This window comes from Acetanaerobacterium sp. MSJ-12, from assembly GCF_018917875.1.
Lineage (GTDB): Bacteria > Bacillota > Clostridia > Oscillospirales > Ruminococcaceae > Bittarella > Bittarella massiliensis.
In genome coordinates, this window is sequence record NZ_JAHLPK010000004.1 from 110,936 (window position 1) to 128,398 (window position 17,463).

Genomic DNA, 17,463 nt, shown 5'->3' on the forward strand with positions numbered 1-17,463 from the left:
GATCGGAGGAGAAATCGCTGTGAAAAAAGAGACCTTTTCCCTGGAATCCTACGGCCTGCCCACCCAGCTGGCCTGCTACCTCTACCTGCCCGACGAGGGGGCGCCCAAGGCGGTGGTGCAGCTCTCCCACGGCATGTGCGAGTACATCGAGCGCTACGAGCCCCTCTGTCGCTTTCTCACCGACCGGGGCTACGCCGTCGGCGGGGCCGACCACCTGGGCCACGGCAAGACCGCCGGCGGGGAGGGGGCGCTGGGCTACTTTGCCGAGAAAAACGGCCACCTCTACCTGACGGAAAACTTGAACGTGGTCTGCGAGCAGTTGCGGGCCCGCTTCCCCGGCCTGCCCTACTTTCTGGTGGGCCACAGCATGGGCTCCTTCATCGCCCGGGACTTTTTGGCCAAATACGGCGCCAAGCTCACCGCCGCCGTCATCAGCGGCACCAGCGGCGGCAACCCCGCGGCCAGATGGGGGATGCGGCTGGCCAAGCTGCAGATCGCCCTGGGCCAGGGGCAAAAACCCGGCCGGCTGCTCAACAAGCTGGCCTTTGCCGGCTACAACAAGCGCTTTGCCGGGCGCACCCCCTACGACTGGCTCTCCCGGGACGAGGCAGTGGTGGACGCCTATGCCGCCGACCCCTATTGCACCTTCCTCTTCACCCCCAGCGCTTTTCTGGACCTCTTCAAGATCCTCTCCCGGGTCTCGGTGCCCGAGTGGGCCGAGTCGGTGCCCAAAGACCTGCCCATCCTCCTCCTCTCGGGGGAGGAGGACCCGGTGGGCGACTACGGCGAGGGCCCGAAGGCCGTGGCCCGGCGGCTCAAGGACGCCGGCGTGAAAGAGGTGACCTGCCAGCTTTACCCCGGCGGCCGCCATGAGATGTTCAACGAGACAAACCGGCAGGAGGTCTACGAGGACCTGCTGGCCTTCTTAGAGGGGCACCTGCCGCCAACCGACAAGGGAGGAGAGAGACTGTGAACACCGTGACCTTGGGCCGCACCGGCCTCACCGTCAACAAAAACGGCTTTGGCGCTCTGCCCATCCAGCGCATCCCCAAGGAGGAGGCAGTGACCATTGTCCGCCGCGCCCTGGACGGGGGCATCACCTTCTTCGACACCGCCCGCCTCTACAGCGACAGCGAGGAAAAGCTGGGGGCCGCCCTCGCCGGCCGGCGGGGGGAGGTCGTCCTCGCCACCAAGACCCCCGCCACCGACGCCGCCGGCTTCTGGCGGGATCTGGAGGCCTCGCTGGCCGCCCTGCAGACCGACTACATCGACCTCTTTCAGTTTCACAACCCCGCCTTCTGCCCCAAGCCGGGGGATGGCAGCGGCCTCTACGAGGCCATGCTGGAAGCCCGCGAGCAGGGCAAGATCCGCTTCATCGGCCTGACCAACCACCGCCTTCACGTGGCCCGAGAGGCGGTGGGGTCCGGCCTCTACGACACCCTGCAGTTCCCCTTCTGCTACCTGGCCTCCCCCGACGACCTGGCCCTGGTGGAGAGCTGCCGTCAACACGGCGTGGGCTTTATCGCCATGAAGGCCCTCTCGGGCGGGCTCATCCAAAACAGCGCCGCCGCCTACGCCTTTTTGGCCCAGTTTGAAGGGGTCCTCCCCATCTGGGGGGTGCAGCGGATGGCCGAACTGGAAGAGTTCCTCGCCTACGGCGAAAACCCGCCCGCCCTCACCGCGGAGTTGCAGGCCCTCATCGAGCGGGACAAGGTGCAGCTGGCAGGGGATTTCTGCCGCGGCTGCGGCTACTGCCTGCCCTGCCCGGCGGGGATCGAGATCCCCAACGCCGCCCGAATGTCTCTGATGCTCCGCCGCTCTCCCCCGGCCCCCTGGCTGGGCGAGGAGTGGCAGGCGAAGATGGCCAAGATCGACGACTGCATCCACTGCAATCACTGCGTCAACCACTGCCCCTACGGGCTGGACACCCCCAAACTGCTGCGCCAAAATTACGAGGATTACAAGACCTTTCTCAAATAAAAGTCTTTAAAAAGAGAGGGAGGGGAAGCCGGATGGCTTCCCCTCCCTCTCTTTTTGTCCATCACTGTGAGACGGTCAGCTCGCCCTCTCCCCGGTTTCCCAACAGGTCCTGGGCAACCAGGGTATAGCTGCCGCTGGGCAGGTCGAATCGGGCGCGCTCCCCCTCGGCCTCTAGAGGGCGGTAGAGGGCGCCGTCCGCCCCCAGCAGGAAGCTGCGCTCCCAGTCCACCCCGGCGGGATCTGTCAGCCGCACCGTCACCAGCCCCGCCTGGCCGTACGCCTCTGCCAAGGCGGGGGGTTCTTCATCGGCCCCGGCCACCGACACGGCCGTTTGGACGCGCCTTCCGTTGCCCCCCTCGGCCTGCAGGGTGTAGCTGCCGTTTTTCACCGGCAGCAGGGAAAAACCGTCCTCCCCCCGCTCCAGAGCGTAGCGATTGCCGTCGCCGTCCTCCAGCCAGGCGGTTTCCGCCCCCGCCACCCGGGCGGTGACACCGGCCCGCCCCCCTGCTTGCCAGACGGCTGTCTCCAAAATTTGGGGGGTCGGCAGCAGGGCTATCCCCGCCGTCACCGCAAGGACAAGGCCGGCCGCCACGCCCGCCACGGGGAGAGGCACCTCCCCCAGCTGCCAGGGGGCAGGCTGTTCCCCGGCCCGCCGCAGGGCAATTCCCAGGGGCAGGACAGCGGGCAGCCAGCCGGACAGATTCCCCCGCAGGGCTTTCTTCGCGCGGTCCAGCTCCCGCTTCACCGTCATCTCCGAACAGCCCAAAACGGCGGCGATCTGGGGCAGGGTCTGGCGCTGAAAGTAGCGCAGCACCACCGCCTGGCGCTGCCGCTGGGGCAGCTTGTCCAGCGCTGCCAACAGGGCCGCCGTCCGCCCCCTCTGGTCGGCCACTGCCTCGGGCAGGGTGCGGGGGTCCCCATCGGGAAGGGCGTCCAGCAGCTCCTCCCCGGTGGCGGCCCGCCGCGCCTCCACCCGGCGCAGATTTTGGCAGGCAAAATAGGTGCTGCGGTTGAGGTAGGCCACCAGCGCCCTGGGGTTGCCCAGCTCCCCCATGTGGCGAAAGAGGGAGAGATAGCTCTCCTGCACCGCCTCCTCCGCCAGGGCATCGCTCCCCAGCAGGGCCCTGGCCTGCACCCACTGCGCCCGGCAGGTGGCGCGGTAGAGCTGGGCAAAGGCCTGTTCGTCCCCCTCCCTTGCCCGCAGGAGAAGCTGTTCCAACTGCCGGTGTCCCATCCGCTTTTCTTCCAATTTTTTCCACCCCTTTCCCCTTGCGACTCTTTAAAGGGTAGTTTACTATAAAAAGCGCACCTTCTGCAAGGGAAAAAGTCGTGTAGATACAATTTGGAAAAATGCGCGAAAAATGTCAAATAACTGTTCTGTTTTTCCTTTCTCCGTACTCATATAGAAGATGGTGGGACTTTGCCTTCCACCAGCCCGGCCTCCCCTCTCTCCCGCTGACAGAAAGACAGCCCCCTTTTAGACGGCAGCGCGACTCTCTTCCCGCCCCAGTGGAAAGGTCTTTTCCCCCTTTCGCCCGCATTTGTGGGGGCAGGATTTCAAAAGTCCGACTCTGTCCGCGGAAGCAGCTTAAACGGCGGCCCGCCAACCTTTCAAAAAATAAAAGAAGAGGAAGTTGATTTTATGTACAAGCAGAAGAGAGGCAGTGCCAGAAAGCGGGGGCGGGGGCTCGGCCTCTGTCTGGCCGTGCTGCTCTGCCTGGGCTCCTTTCCCCAGCTGCAAGGGGCCGGAACGGCCCACGCAGCCTCCACCGACGACTATATTGGGACAAACAACTTGGTGGATGTTTTCAACTGGCAGAACACCACCAATTTCAGCCCCAGCACCCACGGCATTTTCGGTAACCGCTACTTTTTGGTAGACACCAGTTCCTATACCCCCTATCCAGGAGTTGCTACCTTAAATTATGCAAGTAGCTCTCTAGTAAGCAAAGTAGAGATTTCTCTTGAGGCCGATTGGGAGCTTTCTGGCACCTTTGACATCTCAATACACGCCCCCTTGCCTGTTCTCTCCAATGCCGCCATCTGTCTGACACAAGATGCCAATAACACTCAAAGATTCATCTATTTGAGCGTAGGCAAGGCAAATGATATACTGGGTCTTTTAATCAACAGGGCAGATTACAGTCTTCCAGTCATAAACGATTACGTGGATCGCAAAGACCTGCCGAGTACCTATTTCAGCGGCAGCAGGCCCTTTTCGGTGCGCTACAGCTGTAGCGAAAAAAAGCTCTATTTCACCTATGGCAGTTACACCCTCTCTTCTCGAGTAGACGATTTTTATCCCGGGGTAGAAAAGCTCTACCTCCTGATTACAGGGGAGGTGACCTGGGAGAAGACAGCCGCAGTGCCCACCGGCTCCAAGGCCGGGGGGACCTTTACCACCGCGGCCTATACCAGTTACTACCCGGAGTTCGTGGAGACCAAGCTGCTCAAGGCAAACGGCTCTGCCTTTGCCACCGGAGAGATCCCCAAAAATGGAGACACCGTCATCGTCCAGGCCAAGGTCAAAAACATCAACAAAAAGGCGAGCTCTCAGGCCATTCCCTGCACCCTCAAGCTGTTGCAGGGGAACAAGGACTACCCCACCGCGGGCATCGTCCCCCTCACCAAGGCCCAGGGACAGCAGATCGTCGCCAACGGCCAAACGGTGGACGGGGGCACCGACATCGTAGGCAGCGGCATCCCCTTCAAGATGACCGGCGCGGGGGACAACACCATCACCTACAAGGCGAAGATCGTCAACCCCACCGGGGCAGCGGTCACCGTGGGCCAGACCATTGCCGACGACTTCTTCCAGTCCCACCGCTACTCCAAGGCCGAACTGGTCCCCGCCATCCCCCTGGTGCCTGAAGACCCGGACGCCACCCCCGACCCCAGCCAGCCCCAGCCCGTCCCCGGCACCGACTACCACTACACCCGCACCCCGGCCAACGAAAACGGCTGGAACAATTCTCAGGTGGACCTCGTCTTTTACGAGGGCACCTTCGACCAGTTTCACATCAAAAAGGGGAACGCAGTGGAAGCCACCCTGCAACGGGGCGACGCGGTCAAAAGCTACACGGCAGAGACCTCCGGCATCCCCCTCACCTACCAGGCCGTCAACACGGCAAACGGCAAGCTCTCCTCCACCGTCAACGACACGGTGAAAATCGATGGTACTCCACCCACCCTGACGGCCTCCGGCAACACCCTCACTGCGGTAGACAGCCTCTCGGGCGTCTGGAAGTTGGAGCGGCAGGACCCTATCACAGGGACCTGGTCGGCAGCCAAGACCTTTTCTCTCAGTTCCTCCGGCAACGGCTCCGCCTCCCAGACCTTCACCCCCACCCAAAACGGGGTCTACCGGGCGGTAGATGCAGCGGGCAACCCCTCGGCCGCCAGCATCCCCATCACCGTCAACGACCCGCCCGAAATAGAGGTGAAGGACGAGCCGAACCACCACAACCCCCAGGGTCCCACCGCCTCTGCCGACGAAGCGGGCCTCGTCCACGCCGTCTACACCGACACCATCGAGGAGATCATCTCCGACCCGCCCGCCTACGGTGGCGCCCTCACCGGCAGCGACCTGCAATCCATCATCGAGGGCCGCTACCAGTTCACCTCCCACTCGGGGGCCCTCTCCGGGCAGCTGGTGTCCACGACCCAAAGTGGGGCGGACATCTCCGCCACCGGCCTTGACTCCTCCACCCCCGGCTCCTGCCAGGCCGTCTATCGAATCACCGACCAGGACGGCAACACCGCCACCCTGAACCTCACCTACTCCTTCATCGACAAGCCCCTGCCCCCCACCGTCGAGCCGAACGAGCCGGACAACCCCCTTGTGGGGCCGGAGGAGACCGTCGGCCCCCAGGAGAACCGGGTGCACCACCGCTACACCGCCCAGGTGGTGGAGCTCATCTCCGACCCGCCGGCTTACGGCGGGACCTTTACCGCGGCGGACGCCCTGGCCTATATCAAGGGCCACTACACCTTTGCCGCCCAGACGGGCAGCACCCTGGGCGAGTCCTCCACCATGACCCAAAACGGGGTGGACATCTCCGCCACCGGCCTTGACTCTTCCATCCCCGGCTCCTGTCTCATCACCTACACAGTGGCAGATGGGGACGGCAACACCGCCACTCTTGAACTGACCTACACCTTCAGGGAGCGGGTGGAGCCCCCCGCCATCGACCCGGTGGATCCGGACACCCCCATGCCGGAGCCCGAGGAAGAGGTGGACAAGAGCGGCCTGGTCCACCAGACCTACCGGGAGCAGATCGTCCAGATCATCACCGACCCGCCCGCATTTGGCGGCACCCTCACGGCGGACGACCTGAAGGCCGTCATCGAGGGGCGCTATGCCTTCGGCGCGGGCACCGTCACCTATGCCATGACCCAAAACGGGGCCGACATCTCCGCTGCCGGGCTGCCCAGCACCGTCCCCGGCTCTTGCCTGGGGCGCTACACCGTCACCGACGGGGACGGCAACTCCACCACCCTGGAGTTGACCTACACCTTCATCGAGAAGTCAGAGCCCCCGGCCATCCTCCCCGACGACCCCGATCGCCCGCCCCAGGGGCCGGAGGAGACCGTCGCCCCCGACAACACCGTCCACCACCGCTACACCGACACAGTCGTCGAACTCATCTCCGATCCTCCCGCCTACGGCGGCCACTTCACCCTCGGCGACGCCCTGGGCTACCTCCGCGACCACTACGACTTTGCCGCCGGCAGCGCCAGCCTGGTGGGCCACGCCCTGACAATGGAGCAGGGCGGCCACCCGGTGGTGGAGATCTCCTCCGCCGCGCCGGGTTCCTGTCTCATCACCTACACGGTCACCGACCGGGACGGCAACTCCACCACCCTGGAGCTGACCTACATCTTCAAGGAGCGGGTGGAGCCCCCCGCCATCGACCCCGTCGACCCGGAGCGACCGCCCCAGGGCCCAGAGGAAGAGGTGGACAGGGACGGCCTCATCCACCACACCTATCAGGACAAGATCGTCGTCCCCATCACCGACCCGCCCCAGTTCAGCGGAACCCTCACCCCGGAAAAGTTGCGGCAAATCATTGAGGAGCGCTACAGCTTCGGCCCGGGGGAAGTCTCCTTCGCCATGACGTCGGACAGCCTGCCCTCCACCGTCCCCGGCTCCTGCGTGGGGGTCTACACCGTGACCGACGTCCAGGGGAACTCCACCACCTTGGAGCTGACCTACGAGTATGTGGAGCGGTACGACCCGCCAGTCATTGAGCCGGCCGACCCGGAGCGCCCCCTGCCCGAGCCGGAGGAGGCGGTGGATCCCGACGCCACCGTCCACCGCAGCTATCAGGATGGCATCACCGAACTGGTGGCCTATCCCCCCGCCTTTGGCGGGACCCTCTCCGCCCAGGAGGCGCTGGACTGGATGCGGGGGCAGTACCAGATCGCCCCGGGCACCGGGACCCACCTGAAAGAGAGCGTTGCCCTCTACCAAGATGGGCGGGACATCACCGACCAGGGCTTTGCCACCGACCGGTTCGGTTCCTGCCTCATCCTCTACCGGGTCGTCGACGAGTACGGCAACTCCTCCTCTCTCGCCTTTACCTACAACCTCACCGAGCGGCAGGTGGAGGGAGGCGACATCGTCTCCGACGGCACCGACAGCGGGCAAAGCTCTGCCGGCAATGGGCCCTATACCGGCGAACCGGGTGGCCGCGGCCACCGGCAGCCGGCAGATTGCTGGGTGCACTGGCTCGCGCTGGCGCTGACGGCAATCGCCCTGGCCTATCTCCTGGCGCGCAAGTGCCAACTGGATAGAGAGGAGGAAAGTACCCGTGAAAACTTGTGATTTTGCTGTCCTCACCGCTTTGGCGGCTGCGGCCGTTTTCTGCGCCGTCCACACCGCCTGTTCCTGGGACTTGGCAGCGCTCCTCCTGCTGGGGGTTAGCTTGCTGCTGTCCGCCATCTATCTCATCCACCGCACCCGAAAACAGAATGGCGGAGAGGGATAACTGCCTTTTAGAGGGCATAGAGTGAAAAAGAGAGCCTCTGGGAATACCTAGAGGCTCTCTTTTTTAGGGATGGGGAAAAGCGGGCAGTTACATAGAGATAATTTGCTATTGTCATGCGCACCCAAACGGGATATAGCTACATCCTCCGAGCTGACGACATGGCAGTTCGAGGAATTCTAATTCACGCACCCGCGCGGGGTGCGACCCCGGGTATTCCTCTCGGGGAACCCGGAAAAGCATTTCAATCCACGCACCCGCGCGGGGTGCGACGATGTAGTGCGGGTTGCCCCCGGCCCCCGTGAGGTTATTTCAATCCACGCACCCGCGCGGGGTGCGACAATCCCCACGGGTTTTTCACCGAAATGTTTGTATTTCAATCCACGCACCCGCGCGGGGTGCGACGCGGGGTACTCAGTAGGCTGGGTGGACCGAAAATTATTTCAATCCACGCACCCGCGCGGGGTGCGACAGCAAATTGGCACAAAAACCTGCGTCAATCTGCACTTCTACTATACCTCTTTTCACAAAACCATGTCAAATCAATCTTCTCTGTCCGCCGTCTTCTCCTTTTCCCCGGCAATATGCGGACATTTTTTGGTGCGAACCTCCCGGCAAATCCCTGTGCGCTTGGGGTTCGCACCAAAGCCTCCACATCTCCCGGCTCTCCACCCAGACGCAAAAGAGCGGCTTGCCGACATCTCTTCGGCAAGCCGCTCTTCTCTCAACTGTGTTGGTTGGGGGTGGGGGTGAAGGTGGGCACGATCTTTTGCAGCTCGGCAATCACCTTGTCCGGCTGGTTGCTGTACGCCAGGGGGCGCATCTCGTCGAGGGAGCGCCAGAGGTCGTCGGGACAGATGTCGATCGGCCGGCCGATGAAAATTTTTTCGTAGGGGGTCTCTTTCATCCCCTCTTCGTCCATCAGCAGTTCCTCATAGAGCTTCTCGCCCGGTCGCAAGCCGGTGTACTCGATCTTGATGTCCTCATTCGGGCGGAAGCCGGAGAGGCGGATGAGGTTCTCCGCCAGGTCGCGGATGTGCACCGGCTGGCCCATATCGAGAACAAAGATCTCGCCGCCCTTGGCCAGCGAACCGGCCGTCAGTACCAGGCTCACCGCCTCGGGGATGGTCATGAAGTAGCGGATGATGTCGGGGTGGGTCACCGTCACCGGCCCGCCCTTGCGGATCTGCTCTTTAAAGAGGGGGATGACCGAGCCGTTGGAGCCCAGCACATTGCCGAAGCGGACCGCCACAAACTCGGTCTCGCTGATTTGGTCCATCGACTGCATGATCATCTCGCAGATGCGCTTGGTGGTGCCCATCACGCTGGTGGGGTTCACCGCCTTGTCGGTGGAAATCTGCACAAACCGCTTGACGCCGTACTTGTCCGCCAACTGGGCCAGGTTCAGGGTGCCAAAGACGTTGTTCTTCACCGCCTCCTCGGGCACCGGCTCCATCAGCGGCACGTGCTTGTGCGCCGCCGCGTGGAAGATGATCTCCGGCCGGTAGCGGGAGAAGAGGACGTCCATCTTGTCCCGGTCGCGGATGGAGGCGATCTCCACCGAGAGGTTGAGGGCCTTGCCGTAGCTGCGCAGCAGCTCCTGCTGGATCTCGTAGGCGTTGTTCTCATAGATGTCCACGATCACCAGCTGCTGGGGGGCAAATTTGGCCACCTGGCGGCAGAGCTCGGAGCCGATGGTCCCCCCGCCCCCGGTCACCATCACCCGGCGCCCGGCGACATACTTGGCCACCGGCTTCATGTCCAGCACAATGGGTTCGCGGCCCAGCAGGTCCTCCACCTCCACCTGGCGGATGGTGCCCACCGGCACCTCCTGCCCGGTCATCACCTTGTAGAGGTCGGGGATGATGTTGACCTCCTTCTTGGTGGCGGCGCAGAGGTTGATGATGCGGTTTTTCTCCTTCAGCGAGATGTTGGCAATGGCAAAGAGGATGGCGTCCACACTGTACTGGTCGCACAGCCGCGCCACGTCGTCGGTGGTGCCCATGATGGGGACACCCTGGATGGTGCGCTTGAACTTGGTGGTGTCGTCGTCCACGATGCAGACCGGTTCAAAGCTGTTTTGGGGGTTGCGCTTGAGCTCGCTGAGGATCATGGCGCAGGCCTCGCCGCCGCCGACGATGAGCAGCCGCTTCTTCTTGCGGGCGGTGGGGAAATTGTACTTGGCGTCGATGACCTTGTTCATCTTGTAGACAAAGCGGAAGAGGAAGATGAAAAAGGTGCTGAGGATGGCGGCCAACACATAGGCTCGGATCCCCACCGGCAGATCCAAGAGAAGGGAGGAGATGACGAAGGCGGCGTTCCCCACCACGCAGGCCGTGCCGATGTAGAGGTACTCGACAATGTCGGCGTACTGCCACATCTTGTTGTAGATGCGAAAGAGCAAAAACACCGCGGTGCCACAGATGAGGTAGAGAAAGAAGGTGGCCAAAAATTCCTCTTCATAGCCCTTGAGAGAGAAGGAGCTGTGGAGAATGGCGTAGGCAAAGTAGTAGGCCGACCCCCAGAGAACCAGGTCAAAGGGGAGGAGCACATACCGCTTGGCCTTGAGCAGGGCATTGTATAGACTGTTCATAGCGAATCCATCCTTTTTTGCAGCGGATCACAACCGGGCCCCAACAGGCGAATGGGCGAGGAGAGGCCGCCAGGGGCCTTCGCCCGCCCAATTGAGAAGCCGCATCACCGCCCCTCTTTTTTGGGGGAGATCGTGCGGCTGCGCTCCGGTTTTGACAACCTCATCGGTTGTTACCCCATTATACACCAACTGAAACCCCGCTGCAAGCTCACAGAAATGGCCGCCTTTTTCGGGGCGATTGCAGCTGAAGAGATTCTCAAAGACGGGCTCTGACATCCATCGTCCCGGTCCCTGCACCCTCGCGCCTCCCCCCTAACACGCGGCAAAGGGCGGCCTGCGCTCCCCTCGGGGAACACGGGCCGCCCTCTTTCATGCAAAAGGGGAATTGCGCTCTATTTTCCGTAGCACTTCACCAGCACCTTGCGGGGCCGGGGGCCGTCGAACTCGTAGAAATAGACGGCCTGGTCATCCCCCAGGACCAGTTCCCCATCACAGATGGGCGGGGTGATGTCCACCCCGACGATGCTGGACTTGATGTGTCCCGCCGCGTCAAAGGGGGTCTCCACGTGGATGGTGTTGGCCCGCAGGGGGATCACCCGGTCCAGTTCCCCCTGAAAGTCCTCTCCCACCTTGCCCTCGGCGTCCCTTTTGCCAAGGGAGATGGCGGCGGTGGTGTGGGGGACAAAGAGGACGCAGATGCCGTTTTGCACCCCGCTCTCCCGCACGCAGGCGCGCACCTTTTCGGTGATGTCCAGTGCCTGCATGGGGCCGGTGGTCAGCTGTATGGTCTGATACATGGCTCTGTCCTCCCTATTCCATCACGTTGACGCAGACCCGCCGGCAGCGGCTGGGCCCGTCGAATTCGGCCAGCAAAATGCCCTGGGAGGAGCCAAAGGCCAGCGCCCCGTCCCGGACGATCAGGCTCTGCACCCCGCCCATCAAGCTGGCCTTGGTGGCAGCGGCGGCAGTGTAGGCGGAGGGGGTGCGCTGCCGGTAGTCCACCGTGGCGGGGAAGGCCCGCTGGATGTCGTCCATCATGTCGTCCCACCCCAGGGGGTCCCAAAAGGAGTGGATGCAGATGCCCGCCGTGGTCTCGGGGCAGAAGACGGTGCAGATGCCGTCTTTGACCCCGCTTCTCTCGACGATCTCCTTCACCTGTGCGGTGATGTCATAGGCCTTGTGTCGCTGGGTCTGCAGCTGGATGGTCTCAAACACGGCTTTCATCCCCCTTCTCTTTAAAGTAGTCGAGGATGCCGCTCTGGTCGGCGTAGATGGCGTTTTTGCCGCCCCACACGCCCTCGAGCCCCCGCAAGGGCTTTTCTCCCAGCAGTTCCTGCATGAAGCCAAAGAGCATGGTCATGGGCATGAACTGCATCAGCGGCGTCAGCCAGAGGCGGGGCGCCTTGGGGAGGGTGATGACCTTGGCAGAAGGGGGGAATTCTCCGGCGTCCAGGTCGGTGACCACCACATAGGGCCGGCCGATGAAGTCCATCGCCCAGGCGGCCTCCAGGTAGCGGCTCTTGGCCGGGCTGTCTCCGGCGGCAAAGAGAAGGGTGCCGATCTCGGCGGGCTTTCTGGCGTAGTAGTTGACGTGGAGCCAGTCCTCGGTATTTTCCACCGCGGTGACCTTGCCCACCGCCTCGTAGATCTTCTCCCGCACAAAGGCGGCGGTGGCGTAGTCCGTCCCCGACCCCACCGTCTCAAAGTGCCGGCAGTCCTTGAGCAGTTCCGCCAGGGCCATGCACTGCTCGGTCAGGGCGGGGATGACCGGGCGAAACGCCTCGGTGTACCCCTCGATGTCGGCGCGCACGGCGGCCGCCTCGTCGGCGGTGATGTGCCCCCTGGCCACCCCGAAGTGGACGGCCAGCAGGAGCAGGGAGAGAAGGCTGGTAAAATAGGTCTTGGTGCCGGGGGCCAGCTCCGCCTCCATCGAGTCGTGTTTCAAGATGCGGTCGGCCGTCTGGGCCAGGGCGGTGGTGCGGCTCTCGGTGACCCCCAGGGTCCAGCCGCCGGCATTTTTCACCGCCTGCATGGCGGCAGCGGTGTCGGCGGCCTTGCCGGAGATGCTCACCCCCACCGCCAGGGCGGGGCCGTAGTCGCCGCTGGGCAGCGGATAGTGAAAGCAGAGCTCGGTGGTGGAGAGGGCCTTGACCCGCATCCCGCTCAACGCCTCAAAGGCCGGCTGTACCGCCAGCCCGGCCACATAGGAGTCGCCGCAGCCGGTGAGGAGCACCTCGCAGAAGTTGCGGATCTCCTCGTCGGTGTAGAGGGTCTCGATCTTTTTTTGCAGGTCGTCGCAGAGGGGTTTTGTGCAGTCGACCAGTCCCAGCGATTGCCGGACGGCCGGATTTTCCATTGCGCTGTTCATCCAATCATTCCTCCTTGCAAAAGGCTAGTCGCTGTACACGGCCAGCTGGCACCGCTGGGTGCGGGGACCGTCGAACTCGAAGAAAAACACGCCCTGGGAACCGCCCAGCACCAGTTCGCCCCCCTCGACGATGAAGGTGGTGTTGGTGCCCATGAGGGCGGACTTGTTGTGCCCCGCCGCGTCGGCCGGGTTGTCAAATTGGTGGGCGTAGTCGATGCGCATGGGGATGAGCCTGTCCAGGGCCTGCTGGATGTCCTGGTGGTCCTCGGGCTTTAGCATGTAGGGGTTAAAGGAGATGCCCGAGGTGGTGTGGGGGGCCGAGAGGACGGCGATGCCCGACTGCACCCCGCTCTCCCGCACGCACTGGCGCAGCCACTCGGTCAGCTGCACCACCCCGTCCTTGGGGCACTCGATCTTGGTCTCGTAAAAATGCACGGTGGTTCCTCCCCTCTCCTATACGATCTCGATCTGGCTGGTTTTCAAAAAGTGGGTGGGTTGGCTCTGGAAGGCCGGCTCTCCGCCCCGGAAGAGGGAGACCCCCTTCAGCCGGGCCAGGTACCCCGAGAGGAGGGCCACCGGCACGTAGTCCATCAGCGGGGCCAGGAAGCCGTAGCGGGGGCTGGGCAGCTGGCAGACCGTCGCCTCTTTGGGGAAGAGGGCGGTGTCGGCATCGGTGACGATGAGGGTGGGCCGCAGCCGGGCCAGCACCTCGGCCACCTCCAGGGCGCGGACCATGGCCGGGGAGTCCTTGGAGATGCTCAGCACCGTCCCCACCCGGCGGTGATCGCGGGCAAAGTAGTTGACATGGCACCAGTTCTCCATGTCCTCGTAGGTGGCCACGTCGCCGGTCGCCTCGTAGATCTTGGCCGCGTCAAACCAGGCGGTCGCCATCTGGGCGCCGCTGCCCAAAAACTCAAAGCTGTCAAATTCCTGCCACTGCTGGGCCAGCGCAAACATGGCGTCGTCGATTTGCTCCATCACCTCGCCGCCGAAGGACTCGGCGTACTCCACCATGGCGCGGCGGTAGTCGTCGGCCTGGCTCATGGGAAAGCGCATCCTCACCTCGCCCATGCGGATGGCCGAGGAGCAGAGGGCGTAGAGGGAGGCGTAGTAGCTGCGCAGCCCGGGGGAGTGCTCGTCAAAACCGCTGTCAAAGGGGGTGGGGGAGATGGGGAGCACCGCCTGGCTGGCCTTGGCCATGGGGGAGTCCGGGTGGGCGGTGACCGCCACCGTCAGGGCCCCCACCCCGCAGGCGGCTGCCCGCTGGCAGACCTCGATGTTGCGGGAGACATTGCCCGAGGCGGAGATGACGTAGAGCAGGGGGTTGCAGGGCTCGTTCCCGATCCTCCCCTTCGGCCAGTGGCGGGACGCCTCCATGGCCGAGAGGGCCTCGGTGCGGATGCCGCCCAACTGCTCGAACAGCGGTTTGGCCGCCACCCCGGCGCAGTAGGAGTCGCCGCAGCCCACCAGCAGGCAGCTGCGGGGCGAGAAGAGTTGGGGGGTGGTGAGGGCCATTCGCAAGGGCTTGTCGTTTGCCTCGGCGAAGGGGCGGGCCATGACCGGCAGGTCAAAGGTCTCCATCCGCAGGGCATTGTTGCAGTCCAGTTTTTTCATGGTTTTACCTCCCGACAAAAATAGGACATGTTTTTTGGGCAATTTGTATATTCTAAAAATTGCTTTCCATAAAATATTGTATAGGGCGTCCAGGTCAAAGTCAATTGTTCCCAAACAAAATCTCTATTTTCTCCGCTTTTCTCCCACCCGGCCAAAATCCGCAGGACACCCAGAGGGCAAAGCCGTATAAACTGTACGCTTGCTCCACCAAAAGGGGACCACCGGCGGCGCCCTGGGGGCGACAGGCCCCCCCAGCTCCTGCCGGGGGGCCTGTGAGACCTGACGGGCTGCACCCAGAGGCAGGGGCGGCAAACAGCTGGCCACTGGGGCGGCGGGCCGAGGGGGCCCATACGGGGTCTCGGTCTCTTGGGAGGGGGGGGGCTGAGCGCCTCCCCCCTTCCTCCCTCCAGACCCGCTCCCCGACGGCCCGCGCGATCTCCCCGCGCGGCGGCGCCCTCTCTTCCGGGCCAACCTGCCCAGACCTCCCCTCTGGCTTTTCGGGGAGATCCCTCCACACTGCCCCGGGCCATCGGGACGCGCCCTCCGCTCACCTGCCGGCGAGACGGTGCTTTCCGGCAGGGCGTCACTTGATATTGGCGTCGACCCAGAGTGTCAAAAAGTCCCGAAACCGCTTGGTCTCTTCGCCGATCTCCCCGCTGTTTTTGGTCACAAAGTAAAACGGCTTGCAGCAGTCATAGCGACCAGAGGGGATGATGACCGCGTTGTCCGGGTGATACCGCTGGGCCATGTACTTCGGTATGAACGCAACTGCGATATTCTCGGCGGCCATCTGCAGGGACAGGTGGTAGCTTGTCGTCTCCAGCACGACGTTCGGGTGCACGTCAGCGTCTAAAAAGCCCGCCATCTGGTTGATGTACAGCTGAAATTCTCCGCCCTTTGTCACAATGTCAACCGCGTCCAAATCCCGTATTCCAATTGACTTTGCCCCGCTCAACGGGTGCTGTTTGCCGACGACAAAGCAGTACTCGGACGTGTATATGTGGCGGGAGGTAAAGAGGTTCCCGTTGCTGGGGTCCGACAGGATCGCCGCCGCCCCCTCGTTTTTTTGCAGGAGTTCCAGCGCGCGGCCGTCTGGGATCTCCGCCAGATAGAGCAATATGTGCTTGTGCACCCGGTTAAAATCCCTGACAAACTGCGCGCCCAAAAGCTCTGTCACCCCGTAGGTGCAAAAAATCTTCAGCAGTTGCCTCGGCGGGGGCTGGCCCAGGGAGTGCCCTCTGATCAAGCTGTACTCAGACAGGATTTTCTCCGCGTGCTTTTTCAGCTCGATCGCATAGTCGGTGGGGACAAGGTGTTTTTGTTCCCGCACAAAAAGCGTTTCCCGCACCTCTGCTTCGAGGTCGAGAATGGTTTTGCTCACACTCTGGGGGCTGACATATAGGTTCAGCGCGGCCGCCCGCATGCTCCTCTCCCGATACACTTCCAGAAAGACCACCAGACTTCGCTCATTCACAAACATCCCTCCCGTCTGTCTAAGGACAGTATATATCAACGCATTTGTTGATGAAAACAATTTTTTTCGTGCTTTTCTTTCCGCGGCGTCTGCGCTACACTTCTCTCAACACACACCGTTAGGAGGGGATTTTGTGAAACGGGCTTTTACCCATGTGAACGCAGTGGACGTCTTGGCGCACAAGGTGCTGGCCGACTGCACTGTCCTGGTCGAGGACGGCAAAATCGTCGAGATCGGGCAGGGCGTTGACACGGCCGGCAGCGAGGTGATCGACCTCGCCGGGAAGTACATGACACCGGGGCTGTTTAACTGCCACGTGCACCTGTGGTCAAACAGCACGCCGGTGCAGACAGACCTGTTAAAGATGACAGAGTTTGACAAGGCGCTGTTCTCCATTCTCAACTGCGAGAAACTGATCAAAACCGGCGTCACCTTTGTGAGGGATGTGGGGACCTCCAACAGGGCCGCCTGCGAGCTGAAGAAGAACATCCTTGGCGGGACCATCCGAATGGCCCCAGACCTGCAGGTCGTGGCCTCCGCCATCTGCATGACCGGCGGGGCGACCTGGAATGTCGGCGCCTGTCAGGCGGACGGCGTGGACGAGTGCATGAAGGCGACCAGGTTGCAGCTGCGCGAGGGGGCGGATTTCATCAAACTCTACTCCAGCGGCAGCGTGCTGACCGCGGGCATGGACCCCAACAGTCCGCAGCTCACCGTCGAGGAGCTGACGGCCTGTGTAAAGGTGGCGCACGACGCCGCCAAAAAGACCTGCTGCCATGCCCAGAACGCCCAGAGCATCAAGAACGCGGTGATTGCCGGCGTGGACCACATCGAGCACGGTATCGGCCTCGACGACGAGTCCGTTGAGATGATGCTGGCCCAGGGTACCTGGCTCGACCCCACGGTGTCGGCGCTGTACAACATCGCAAGACATGCCGACCGGTTGATCCCCGAGGTGCGCGAAAAGGCGCTGCGGCTGGAGCATGCCGCGTACGCCTCCTTCAAAAAGGCGTACCGGGCGGGCATCCCCTGTGCCTGCGGCAACGACGCCGGTTCCAGCTTCTGCGAATTCGACGACACCGCCAGCGAGATGGTCACAATGGTGGAAAAATGCGACCTGACGCCGGCAGAGGCCCTGGCGATCGGGACGATCAACAGCGCCAAGATGTTGGATGTGGAGGATGAGCTGGGTTCCATCACCGTGGGCAAAAAGGCCCATCTGGCGGTGTTTGACGAGAATCCGCTGAACGACATCCACGCACTGGAAAGCTGCTTTATGACGGTCAAAAACGGCGAGATCCTGTACACAAGGGCGTAAATACAGAGGGGCGGGGACACCGCGACTGTGTCCCCGCCCTCTTTTCCCCTGCCTGCGGCGGACCGCCGCGGGCAGGCGTTTTTTGTCAATCGACGCTGTGGGCCCTTGGAGCGCCCATCTTTTCAAGGG

Annotated in this window: 13 protein-coding genes and 1 CRISPR repeat array; of the genes, 5 read left to right on the forward strand and 8 right to left on the reverse strand. The window is 62.8% G+C overall.

Translation table 11 applies throughout. The annotated features are described in order from the left end of the window. Nucleotides 1–19: 19 nt before the first annotated feature. Nucleotides 20–973 (forward strand): alpha/beta hydrolase, encoded by a 954-nt coding sequence (locus KQI11_RS05880; protein ID WP_216401434.1) that lies wholly within the window; start codon nucleotides 20–22, stop codon nucleotides 971–973. Continuing rightward, on the forward strand, nucleotides 970–1,980 hold the full coding sequence (locus tag KQI11_RS05885) for an aldo/keto reductase (RefSeq protein WP_216401435.1): 1,011 nt from the start codon (nucleotides 970–972) through the stop codon (nucleotides 1,978–1,980). Before KQI11_RS05880 ends, KQI11_RS05885 begins: the two co-directional genes overlap by 4 nt. A gap of 61 nt (nucleotides 1,981–2,041) precedes the next feature. Here the strand turns inward: KQI11_RS05885 and KQI11_RS05890 are convergent, their stop codons facing one another. Continuing rightward, entirely contained in the window at nucleotides 2,042–3,229 is a 1,188-nt protein-coding gene (locus KQI11_RS05890; RefSeq protein WP_216401436.1) for an RNA polymerase sigma factor, read from the reverse strand. A gap of 972 nt (nucleotides 3,230–4,201) precedes the next feature. Here KQI11_RS05890 and KQI11_RS05895 point away from each other — a divergent pair. Then, the gene (locus tag KQI11_RS05895) at nucleotides 4,202–7,807 is read left to right on the forward strand and encodes a hypothetical protein (RefSeq protein ID WP_216401437.1); all 3,606 of its coding nucleotides are present in this window, start codon (nucleotides 4,202–4,204) and stop codon (nucleotides 7,805–7,807) included. Continuing rightward, nucleotides 7,794–7,970 carry a hypothetical protein gene (locus KQI11_RS05900; RefSeq protein ID WP_216401438.1) on the forward strand — a complete coding sequence of 59 codons (177 nt, stop codon included), beginning with the start codon at nucleotides 7,794–7,796 and terminating at the stop codon, nucleotides 7,968–7,970. Before KQI11_RS05895 ends, KQI11_RS05900 begins: the two co-directional genes overlap by 14 nt. A 172-nt stretch (nucleotides 7,971–8,142) precedes the next feature. Continuing rightward, nucleotides 8,143–8,439: a CRISPR direct-repeat array (repeat unit 33 nt; unit sequence TATTTCAATCCACGCACCCGCGCGGGGTGCGAC). A gap of 252 nt (nucleotides 8,440–8,691) precedes the next feature. Here KQI11_RS05900 and KQI11_RS05905 read toward each other — a convergent pair. From KQI11_RS05905 to KQI11_RS05935, 7 genes are all read right to left on the reverse strand, one after another. Next, complete coding sequence (locus KQI11_RS05905) at nucleotides 8,692–10,560, reverse strand: polysaccharide biosynthesis protein (RefSeq protein WP_185914738.1); 1,869 nt, start codon at nucleotides 10,558–10,560, stop codon at nucleotides 8,692–8,694. Nucleotides 10,561–10,952: 392 nt separating this feature from the next. Continuing rightward, nucleotides 10,953–11,357: a secondary thiamine-phosphate synthase enzyme YjbQ gene (locus tag KQI11_RS05910; protein WP_216401439.1), complete on the reverse strand. Its 405-nt coding sequence runs from the start codon at nucleotides 11,355–11,357 to the stop codon at nucleotides 10,953–10,955. Between the two features lie 13 nt (nucleotides 11,358–11,370). After that, nucleotides 11,371–11,784, reverse strand: a complete 414-nt coding sequence (locus tag KQI11_RS05915) for a secondary thiamine-phosphate synthase enzyme YjbQ (RefSeq protein WP_216401440.1) — start codon at nucleotides 11,782–11,784, stop codon at nucleotides 11,371–11,373. Then, entirely contained in the window at nucleotides 11,768–12,928 is a 1,161-nt protein-coding gene (locus tag KQI11_RS05920; RefSeq protein WP_216401441.1) for an SIS domain-containing protein, read from the reverse strand. Before KQI11_RS05920 ends, KQI11_RS05915 begins: the two co-directional genes overlap by 17 nt. Nucleotides 12,929–12,952: 24 nt before the next feature. After that, nucleotides 12,953–13,363, reverse strand: coding sequence for a secondary thiamine-phosphate synthase enzyme YjbQ (locus KQI11_RS05925; protein WP_256136435.1), 411 nt, complete (start codon nucleotides 13,361–13,363; stop codon nucleotides 12,953–12,955). An 18-nt stretch (nucleotides 13,364–13,381) separates the two neighbouring features. Then, complete coding sequence (locus tag KQI11_RS05930) at nucleotides 13,382–14,542, reverse strand: SIS domain-containing protein (protein ID WP_216401442.1); 1,161 nt, start codon at nucleotides 14,540–14,542, stop codon at nucleotides 13,382–13,384. 583 nt (nucleotides 14,543–15,125) lie between these two features. After that, nucleotides 15,126–16,016: a LysR family transcriptional regulator gene (locus tag KQI11_RS05935; protein WP_216401443.1), complete on the reverse strand. Its 891-nt coding sequence runs from the start codon at nucleotides 16,014–16,016 to the stop codon at nucleotides 15,126–15,128. 133 nt (nucleotides 16,017–16,149) lie between these two features. Here KQI11_RS05935 and KQI11_RS05940 point away from each other — a divergent pair, with 133 nt between their 5' ends. After that, nucleotides 16,150–17,334 carry an amidohydrolase family protein gene (locus KQI11_RS05940; protein WP_216401444.1) on the forward strand — a complete coding sequence of 395 codons (1,185 nt, stop codon included), beginning with the start codon at nucleotides 16,150–16,152 and terminating at the stop codon, nucleotides 17,332–17,334. Nucleotides 17,335–17,463 lie beyond the last annotated feature (129 nt).